Origin of the sequence: Nostoc sp. XA010, from assembly GCF_020829625.1 — a bacterium.
In the GTDB taxonomy this organism is placed as follows: domain Bacteria; phylum Cyanobacteriota; class Cyanobacteriia; order Cyanobacteriales; family Nostocaceae; genus Nostoc.
This window is the reverse complement of sequence record NZ_JAIVFX010000083.1, coordinates 1-9,492: the sequence shown is the minus strand read 5'-3', so window position 1 is coordinate 9,492 and position 9,492 is coordinate 1. Positions and strand designations below refer to the sequence as shown.

Annotated in this window: 7 protein-coding genes and 2 pseudogenes; 3 read left to right on the top strand and 6 right to left on the bottom strand. The window is 43.5% G+C overall.

Going from position 1 to position 9,492, the window contains the following annotated elements:
- Positions 1–102, top strand: a pseudogene (locus LC608_RS35320) (C4-dicarboxylate ABC transporter); the annotation flags it as partial.
- A gap of 141 nt (positions 103–243) precedes the next feature.
- Here the strand turns inward: LC608_RS35320 and LC608_RS35315 are convergent.
- The 5 genes and pseudogenes from LC608_RS35315 to LC608_RS35295 all read right to left on the bottom strand — a co-directional run.
- Positions 244–945 (bottom strand): annotated as a pseudogene (locus LC608_RS35315) (transaldolase family protein); the annotation flags it as partial.
- A gap of 248 nt (positions 946–1,193) precedes the next feature.
- Complete coding sequence (locus tag LC608_RS35310) at positions 1,194–1,694, bottom strand: cupin domain-containing protein (protein ID WP_229557957.1); 501 nt, start codon at positions 1,692–1,694, stop codon at positions 1,194–1,196.
- A gap of 306 nt (positions 1,695–2,000) precedes the next feature.
- Complete coding sequence (locus tag LC608_RS35305) at positions 2,001–2,249, bottom strand: hypothetical protein (RefSeq protein ID WP_229557958.1); 249 nt, start codon at positions 2,247–2,249, stop codon at positions 2,001–2,003.
- 455 nt (positions 2,250–2,704) lie between these two features.
- Positions 2,705–3,523, bottom strand: a complete 819-nt coding sequence (locus tag LC608_RS35300) for a hypothetical protein (RefSeq protein WP_229557956.1) — start codon at positions 3,521–3,523, stop codon at positions 2,705–2,707.
- Positions 3,520–6,360, bottom strand: coding sequence for a cation-translocating P-type ATPase (locus tag LC608_RS35295; RefSeq protein WP_229557955.1), 2,841 nt, complete (start codon positions 6,358–6,360; stop codon positions 3,520–3,522). The genes LC608_RS35300 and LC608_RS35295 overlap by 4 nt, the downstream gene beginning before the upstream one ends.
- 159 nt (positions 6,361–6,519) lie before the next feature.
- Here LC608_RS35295 and LC608_RS35290 point away from each other — a divergent pair, with 159 nt between their 5' ends.
- Positions 6,520–7,635, top strand: a complete 1,116-nt coding sequence (locus LC608_RS35290; protein ID WP_229557954.1) for an ATP-binding protein — start codon at positions 6,520–6,522, stop codon at positions 7,633–7,635.
- Positions 7,636–7,824: 189 nt separating this feature from the next.
- Here the strand turns inward: LC608_RS35290 and LC608_RS35285 are convergent, their stop codons facing one another.
- Entirely contained in the window at positions 7,825–8,775 is a 951-nt protein-coding gene (locus LC608_RS35285; RefSeq protein ID WP_229557953.1) for an RpoD/SigA family RNA polymerase sigma factor, read from the bottom strand.
- Positions 8,776–9,145: 370 nt separating this feature from the next.
- On the opposite strand from LC608_RS35285, the gene LC608_RS35280 reads away from it, so the two are divergent.
- Entirely contained in the window at positions 9,146–9,370 is a 225-nt protein-coding gene (locus LC608_RS35280; protein ID WP_229557952.1) for a hypothetical protein, read from the top strand.
- Positions 9,371–9,492 lie beyond the last annotated feature (122 nt).

Below are 9,492 nucleotides of genomic sequence, written 5' to 3'. Positions count from 1 at the left end.
GCCATTTTTGGTGATTTACTGTTTCTAAAAGGCCTTTTTTCACTCAATATGTTTGTTTTTATGCTCATTTGGATTTTTTATCTCCGTAATTTCTCTCTGTGACAGTTTAGGGTGCGGAATGTGGGTTTCAGGAGTTGCTATCTGAAAATATTGCCATGCACATTCAGGCGGAATATCTGTGCAATCCCACACCAACCGCAGTGGCTTTGCCCCTTTAGGGAGCGAACGCTGGCGTTCACTTTGATAGTGTTCATAGAGTAGCCTGGATTGCATCATGCCAAACGATGTCTCTGAGTGAGCAATGAGTGGATTAATCGCCACATCCCACCGAGCAATGGCAAAACTGGCAAAGCAAACGCCGTTACTCACGGACTTTCCTCGCTGAATCTGCTTCTCTAATCCTCTGAGATAACTGTCAAAGACCTGGTTGTATACGTTTAGAGAAAACACTAACGTAGCATTCACATTCATACCTTCGCGAAGCAGTTGCTCAATCACTGGCAACATTAATCGAGTTGCTGGGATTCTCAGCAATAAATTATTCCACCCTACAGCCCACCAGATTTTTTGAGCCGCAGCGATCGCAGTTTCAGCTTCAAATAGCGTATCAGGTGGCAGATCGACTTGAACATAGCCATCTCTTCCTTGTGTATGAGTATGAACTTGTTTCAACCGATCAGCCGCTAATTGCATATCTCGCACCAGCAAGTATTCATAATCTGCTCGAGCGCTCCGGCTCATTCCAAGCTGTGCTAACGTACTGAAGTCGCGATCATACGCATGTCCCTGGATGGCAAGATTCAACGCCTCAAAGTTCGAGCGTGCACCACTTAACCCATCCTCTTCAATGGCTTGTTGCAACTGACCACTGCTCACCCAGTTTCGCTCAAACCCATCAAGCCAAACGGATTTTCCAGAGCCACGGAGTGATTGTAACAGGTTCATATTACAAACTTTATCCTCAAAGATTCAAACGTTCAATGTATGTTTTACTTTAAAAGCTGAACTATATCTTCAGCAACACCGAGCGCTGAAGCGGGATTTTGTCCAGTTACTAAGCGTTCGCTAACTACAAGGCTAGTAAAAATGGCACGACATTAGATTAGTATTATCTAGCACTTTCTGACATAAAACTACAAATTGGCATCGCTGTGGCAAGCTAAGAACTCTTCTGGCTCGATGTTTTTAACCACTCAGGAGAGAGAAAATTTTATCCCATACTTTGTCGAAGCAATTTCAATGGCTTTTTCGATGTCGGCGGCACTCGGAGGAGGGTTTTCATTGCGCTCTTGTTCAGGGTTAACTAGCTGACCTACTTCTGCAAAAAACTGCTCAGGTCCAGAAGGTGTCGCTATCGTCAGCACTTTAGCAGGCTTTGACCCGATGTTCTTGAAACTATGGCGCAACCCCTTGGGAAAGTGGAGGTAGGTTCCTTGAGTTGCGACGGTAGTTTGTTCGTCATACTGGTACTCAACCTCACCTTCAAGAATATAGTGGCTTTCATCCGCTTGGTCATGAGAGTGAGGTGGTGTAATGCTTTGTGGTTGCATTACCATTTCGTATAACGCATACGCTCCTCCCGTATCTTCTCCCACAGCGAGAAAGGTGTATAAATCACCTAGTACTAGATATGTGGAACCCTTACCAGGCTGAAGTAATGTAGCTTTGGGATTGAGGGTGATTTTTTTGTTCATGGCTTTTTTCCTAAATAGCTTATAGCGTAAGCTGTTGCGACATAAACTCAGTTTGCAAAATTTCCCCAAATAACACCACTCAAGATCCGCCAGTTAAATTCCAATTTAAGTGAATTGCTTTGCCGTTTGTCCTGAAAACTTTGCAAGTCATAGAATCGAAGACGAAGAATTCAGTGGACAGATTCAGCCTATTATTGGATGAGTAATTTCTGGATTTTATTTAATCCACCTTCCTAATGAGGTTTAACCCAGTTTTTTGTTTCAATGATTCTTATACCCCTGTTAGGAAATTTTCTTGCGAACAAATCATCCTGCTATGTCTTTGCCACTCTTGTAAGTCATAGCTCTGGGTTTCCTCTTCTTGAGAGGGACTACTGATTTCTTGGGTGCTTGTGGCGGACGGCATTGCTCACAGTAGAGCGGTCGGGCACCAAAGGTTTCTCGTTGTGTGGGTTGTTCACACTGCTTACATACGAAGTTGAAAACACGGGTGTGAATTTCCCGTTTGTGCGCTCTAACGGTGTACTCTCTGACTTCAATAGTTTTGCTGGGCATCGGCTCTTTCTTCGGTGTTCTATTTTTAAGGATAGTTTCTGGCATCAATATATTCATGCATCATTTGATTGAAACAGCGACAATCTGATGGTTTTTCGCCGGAGATTAAGCAGAGGCAATGCCGCCGAAAAGTGCAGGTACGCGATTGCAATCAGACAGAGGCAATTGAAGGCATCTTTAACAGCAGTGGCGGCTTATTTTTATTCCTTGGAGAGCGAGTTCGACTTATATAAAAAATGAAACTAGAGTTTAACAACCCTTAGTACAGCTTTGCCTAAATTCGTAGCGAATTAACAAGGGTAAATTATTGACGGTAAGGTGAGCATAGGTGGACTATCTCTCAAGCATTCGGTACGAATGGCACGCTTGTTAGGCGCAAAGCCATGATATAGCTGGATGAAAGGGTGTGGGGTTGCAGGTATTGGGGCGTGGGGAATTAGGAAGATGTTGTAAATTTATTTAAACTTGCATAGTTGAGAAGTTAAGACATTATAGGCAGGAGAAATTGGTAAATAATAATCTGCGATCGGATCGATAATGACGTATCGAACAGAGTTACCACTAATATCTAATGTGGCTAGAATGTTTTTCTGATTCAAGCTAAAAATTTTAATTCCTCTTTGAAACAAACGTTGAAATAAGTATGTAGTCTGAATTTTGAGCAGTTGACGTTTTTGTTCGGGATCGAGGAAACGATGCAAGGAGAACCTGAATTTGCGAAGGATTTTCGGAAAATCAGGAATGTTGAATGTTTGGCAGAATTCAGGACTAAATCCAGTTTCTGTTTTCCCCAATGGAATACCCTCAATTTTTGGCATAAAGAGTACTCGTTTAAATAAAGCACTCCTAACGCCAGTTTGAAAATGCAAGTAAGCGGGACAAATCTGAAGTAGCAGTTTCTCTTGCTCGTTTAACTTGGTTTCAAATTCCCAGGCTAATTGTATGCTCCTAAAAAATTGTTTTCTGGGATTTTCTGCACAAGGGCGATCTTCGGAACATTTCAATGCCAGATTTGCATCAGGAAACACTCCTAATTTAGAATCATGCCAACCTAAGATGTGGATTCCTCTATGGAAATTCTCGGTGTAAGGATTGATATTGTATTTCTCTTTATTGTTTTCTAGCGTAGCAATGAAATCAACTAACCTGCGGATGAATTCAGAAGGGCTGACAGATTGTTTCTGTAATTGCTCATAGATGCATGGTTCCAGGTCAATTGCGATTTTACCTTGGGAGTAAGTCTGAACACCCAAAGGTGAAGCTGTTTTGTTCATATTTTGGAGTATTTACGAGAGGCGTACCATCGAATAAATAGCTTTTCTGCTTCAATCCAGACAAATACTAGAGAACTAAATCCAACACAAACCAATAGCTCTAATCCACTCAAGTAATGAGTATTGAAGAAGGAACGGAATGGTTCAAAATAAATAAGCATCAGTTGCAGGATACTGGTGACACCAACTGATAGGATAAGGTAGGGATTTGAGAAGGGATTCACCTCTAACATTAACCGCGTGTTGGAACGGATAGCCAGTGCGTGTCCCATTTGTGCTAAACAAAGCGTAGTAAACACCATAGTCTGCCAGCGATTGCGATCTAACAATTCACTTTGTACCTGAGCAGTGTAACCGTATGCCCAGACCATCATCAAGATAGTTATCACTGCCAAAATAATGCCAATCCGCACCATGTAAGAGCCTAAGCCTCTGGCAAAAATGCTCTCTTTTGGGTCTTTAGGAGGTTGTTGCATGACGATTGGTCTACCTGGTTCTACTGCCAGTGCTAAAGCCGGAAGTCCATCAGTTACCAAGTTCATCCAGAGAATTTGCAGAGGAGACAACGGTACGCCACCCAACCCCAACAATGGAGCCGCTGCGATAGTCAATACCTCACCGATGTTGCTGCCAAGGATGTAGCGAATAAAGCGACGAATGTTGATGTAAACAACTCGACCTTCTTCAACTGCCGAGACGATTGTGGTAAAGTTGTCATCCAGTAGCACCATGTCGCTAGCTTCTTTACTGACATCCGTGCCGGTAATACCCATCGCCACACCAATATCTGCTTGTTTCAAGGCTGGAGCATCATTAACTCCATCCCCAGTCATAGCAACGACATGTCCTTGGCGCTGGAGAGCTTGGACAATTCGTAACTTATGCTCTGGTGTGACACGAGCATACACGCTAACTTGTTGCACTTGTGCTTCCAGTTCTGGCTGAGTGAGCTTCTGGAGTTCCTGCCCAGTCAAGCAGCGATCGCCTACTTTTGCAATGCCCAAGTCTTGGGCGATCGCCTGTGCGGTTAACTGGTGATCGCCTGTAATCATCACCGGACGAATGCCTGCTGTACGGCATTTCGCCACTGCATCGCGCACTTCCGGACGGGGAGCATCCAGCATTCCCACCAATCCCAACCAGGTCAAGTTCGTTTCAGCCGTATCCTCAAAATCGCGGTCTGATAATTTTGTCAAGTTCTTACTAGCAAAACCTAAGACCCGTAACCCTTGGCTAGCAAGCTGATTATTCTGCTCTAAAATCTGTTGCCGTTGTTGTGCTGTCATGAGTTGAGGCCGATCGCCCTGCTGAATGTGAGTGCAGAGTTCCAGAACGAGTTCGGGCGAACCTTTGGTAAACACGATTGACAGGCTTTCTCCCAGTTTGTTGGACGTATCCTGCACGACAACGCTCATCCTTTTGCGTTCGGATGAAAAGGGAAACTCAGCAATACGCGAGAACGCTTGCTCCTCTTGGTCTTTGCGAAACCCTCCTTTGCCGGCAACTGCCAGTAACGCCCCTTCGGTCGGATCGCCTAATATTGCCCAGTCGCCATTCTCCTTATGCAATACGGCATCATTACAAAGCACGCACGCCAGAAGCAGCGATCGCAATTCTGGTTCTGCCTCCACTAAAATTTCTTGCCCTGCTCTGGCATTGACCTGGTGATAAAACGCACCTTCAGGGCTGTATCCCTCGCCTGTTACACAAATGGCGTAGCTAGCGGTATGCACCGCTTGTACTACCATCTTGTTCTGGGTTAGAGTTCCGGTTTTATCCGAGCAGATAGTCGTGACAGAACCGAGGGTCTCCACCGCAGGCAGTTTTCGGATCAGGGCATTCCGCTTCACCATGCGTTGAGTGCCTAATGCCAAAGTAACGGTAATAACGGCGGGTAAGCCTTCTGGCACAACCGCAATCGCCATACTGAGAGAGACTTTGACCAGTTCCTCAAACAGCGAGGGGTTGAACAATGTCCCCCCCAGAATCACAATCGCTACTATAATCAATGATCCTGTGACCAGCGTATTGCCCAGTTGGGTCATACGTTTTTGCAAAGGCGTTGGCTCTGTCTGGACGGATTGCAGGGCAGTTGCTATCTTGCCCAATTCGGTTTGCATACCAGTGTTTGTGACTAACACCGTTGCTCGTCCCTGCACCACCTCTGTTCCAGAAAACACTAAATTGATCCGATCTCCCAGAGGCGCATCCTCTCTTAGGATGGCATTGGCTTGTTTTTCAACTGCGTGTGCCTCTCCGGTGAGGGCTGATTCTCGCACCTGTAAGTTCGCTGCTTCTACGATGCGCCCATCTGCTGCAACCTTAACCCCCGCTTCCAGCAGCATAATGTCGCCAGGAACCAGTTCTTTAGATTCCACCTCCACTAGTTTACCTTCGCGGATCGCCCGCACTTTCGATGATGCCATGTTTTTCAGGGCTGCCAGTGCTTTTTCGGCTCCACTCTCCTGAAGGTAGCCCAATAATCCATTCAGAAACACCACCGCAAAAATTGCCACCGCATCTTTGGGAAAAATGAACTGTCCCTTTACCAAAGATTCGCGCACATCCAGAACCATCGAAATAATTGCTACGGCGATCAGCATTAGCAACATGATGTTTTTAAACTGATCCCAGAAAATTTCCAGGGGCGATCGCCCACTCGTTTCGACCAGTTCGTTTGTACCGTAGTGCTGTAAATTCTGGTCAATCTGTTCCTGAGTTAAACCATGCGTGCGATCGCTCTTGAGTAGCCAAAGAGTTTTTTGAGCCTCAATAGTATGCCAGGCATGGTTCTCAACCGGTTGATAAACTTGAGGATGCGATAGGTTAGCAGACATGGGTAAAATGAATTGCACTAGAAAATAGTTTTTATATCATGACACTGCACTAGAAAATAGTGCAAGCAGTTATACATCGAAAATTCTTCTGGCGTTGTTAGAGAAAAATAGATAGTTTTTCAGTTCAGGTTGGCTCAAAGTGAGGAGAATTAGTTGACAATGATGAACGATGCTTTTAAACCACAAAGGTTAATTGGCAGACAGCCTGAGCTAGAGCAAACCTGTAAAATTTTGGCGGCTGACCAAGATTTGATGCTCACAGGCGTGACGGGAAGTGGGCGGCGAGCGTTGATTCGCTATGCCGCACAGCAAATGGGAGCCAGGATTTTGGAGATCGACTGCTTGCGAGCCACTACCTCTTCTCGCTTCTTAGAGTTAATGGCTTCAGGGATTGTGCAGATATTTGGCACATCGGAAGAACGAACTTTTCTTCAGCAGTGGACTTGTGCCTATCCCTTGCAATTAGAGCAACCAACCGTACATCAAACCCGCTTGGCTTGGCAGGTTCCTCCAAATGATGAATGGCTGATTCTACAAGCCTTATTAAATTTACCTCAGATGATGGCAGAACAGTTAAGCTGTCGGGTAGTGTTTGTCTTTCAGAATTTTCCCCATATTCGCTCCTGGGATCGGGCAGGCCAATGGGAATCATATTTGCGACAAGAAATTCAACGCCAAAACCGGGTTAGTTACGTTATTTTGGCTACAACTCCAGAAGATTGGGTGGAAGATAGCTCGGTTCAATTTGTCTCCTTGCTCCCAATGCCAGACCGAGAAATTCAAACCTGGGCTGTTGAAGCAATGGCAGCAGCAGACTTAAAGTTTGAAGTCGATGCCTTAAAACTGTTTTTGAACTATTCACAAGGACATGTTGGAGATGCCATTGCTTTGGCGCGGCGAATTTGGAGCGACTATCATTGCTTCTATCAGGATGAACAAACCAGTTTTGCGCTCCAATCCTCCCCAAAACTCATCCAACTTCATCACGTATATTGCAGCACGTTACGATTGGTTGAAGATTTGTCTGTTACCTTTGAATCTCTCCTTTTACTGCTGCCTCCCATTCAGGCACGGGTACTAGAAAGTTTAGCGATTGATCCTACTGATAGCCCTCATTCACGTCCCTATCTTCAGAAACACCAATTTTCACGAGGTGGTGGTTTTCAAGGCGCTCTTACAGGATTGGAACAGAAAGGATTAATTTATGGAGCCAAAGGCGGGTATCGAGTGGCATTACCACTTCTATCGTTTTGGCTCAAACATCGCATTTTGTAGCTTTAGTTACTTTTTTTACTTAAATGTTAGGTCAAATCTAGCGGTTTTCCTCATTACTCTTAATGCTCAATTGGCATTAAAAGCTGTAACCCTTATTTCAAATAGCTTAGAGCTTTTCAAGCTTGCCATTCGGAGTAGTGAGTTCGACTTATATAAATGAAACTACAATGTAACAACCCTTAGTTAGTCCTAATTAAGAAGATAGTCTTTAATCTTGTTTTGATGAGAGCGCAAAATTTTCAAACTTTGATGTTCAGTTTTACGAATTGTTTCTCGACTAAGATTTAGGCGTTTTGCAACTTGACTCAAGGTTAGTTGGTGATTATCTTCCAATCCAAAACGTAGAGTCAATATTTCTCGTTGCCTTGGCTTAAGCAATGCCAGCAACTCGCTCAAGTCCTGGTGTAAAAGCTCTTGGGTTATTTGCTCATCTAGGGAAATACCATCCATCGGTAAAATATCAGCTAACTCAGTTTCACGCTCATCCCCAACTCGCATTTCTAGCGAGACTGGAGCGCGGGAAACGTGAAGATATTCCCGTATTTGATTAGGCAATACATTTAAGGATTCGGCAATTTCTGCTACAACTGGAGGACGACCCAAAGACTGAGACAGTTGCTGCTGTACTCTCCTGATTTTGTTTAATTTCTCGTTGATATGGATTGGCAGACGGATAGTGCGAGACTTTTCTCCAATCGCCCGTGTTATTGACTGCTTAATCCACCAGTAAACGTAGGTCGATAGTTTATAGCCTCGGTTGGGATCAAACTTTTCGATCCCCTTTTGTAAACCTAATGCCCCTTCTTGGAGCAAATCGAGAAAATCTAAATTGTGATTTTGGTACTTTTTCGCAACAGAAACCACTAGCCGTAAGTTAGCAGTCACCATTTTCTCTTTAGCTTTTTGACCTTGTTGAATGATTGATTGTACTTCAGCTTCGCTTTGACCAAGCGAAGCGGCTAATTCTCTTGCAGTTGGTTGTCGCTTTAGTTGAAGTGCGAGACTTGATCGCTGTTCTTCAATCGCCATCATCTGCTGCACAAGCCTAGCATTTGTAATCTCTTGCTCAGGGGTTAGCAGAGGGTAGCGTCCGATTTCTTTGAGGTAGGAGTGAACTAAGTCGGTAGTTGGATTGGGCATATTTTCAATTAATCACGATGAATACGTTTATTTTTCGTTTGGATATAATCTTTTATTTCAAGAATTAGCTAGTCAATTAAATATTAACCATAGACTTAAATCAATGTTTATGTTTTGAAAACAAGTTCATAAATATAATACTTGAAATCTTCAAACAGGTAAATACTAAAATCTGGTTTATTTTATAAATAAACTTTAAAATAGCGGAGAAGTTTGGCTGACTTAAATCAAAGATACGCTACGCTAAATTTAGAGTGAAGTCCTCTCTTGAATAGACGATGTGTTCAAATTCGCTTCATATTTGAACAAGGCTTAAGAACACTTTGCGTAAATCAGTTGAAAATTACAAATACTTAGTTGAGAAATAATTATGGATATGCAATCTCTACTCACTTTCACAATCATAGTCATCTTTTGGGCATTCATTACTCTCGTTATATTCCAGTTCATTAGCGGACTATTTGTATCGGCTGCTTACGCTAGTAATGTGGTTTCGGTTAGCAATGAAAATATAGCCGCTTCTACAATCCCATCAGTATCAGAAATAATCACACCACAAATTCAGACTTTTGAGAAATTGCCAGATCCTTGGTAACTGTTCACAGGATCTGAAACGCTACAATCAAAAATGGGTTACTGAGATGGTAGATTAAAATGCATGGATGAAAACTGCCTCGCCTACGGAATTGAAATTTCGGATTCAGATTGGGAAAAAAC

What these genes read in the sequence shown, in the direction of transcription:
- LC608_RS35310 (WP_229557957.1), bottom strand. Translation starts at nt 1,694, where the DNA reads ATGAACAAAAAAATCACCCTCAATCCCAAAGCTACATTACTTCAGCCT.
- LC608_RS35305 (WP_229557958.1), bottom strand. Translation starts at nt 2,249, where the DNA reads ATGCCCAGCAAAACTATTGAAGTCAGAGAGTACACCGTTAGAGCGCAC.
- LC608_RS35300 (WP_229557956.1), bottom strand. Translation starts at nt 3,523, where the DNA reads ATGAACAAAACAGCTTCACCTTTGGGTGTTCAGACTTACTCCCAAGGT.
- LC608_RS35295 (WP_229557955.1), bottom strand. Translation starts at nt 6,360, where the DNA reads ATGTCTGCTAACCTATCGCATCCTCAAGTTTATCAACCGGTTGAGAAC.
- LC608_RS35290 (WP_229557954.1), top strand. Translation starts at nt 6,520, where the DNA reads ATGATGAACGATGCTTTTAAACCACAAAGGTTAATTGGCAGACAGCCT.
- LC608_RS35285 (WP_229557953.1), bottom strand. Translation starts at nt 8,775, where the DNA reads ATGCCCAATCCAACTACCGACTTAGTTCACTCCTACCTCAAAGAAATC.
- LC608_RS35280 (WP_229557952.1), top strand. Translation starts at nt 9,146, where the DNA reads ATGGATATGCAATCTCTACTCACTTTCACAATCATAGTCATCTTTTGG.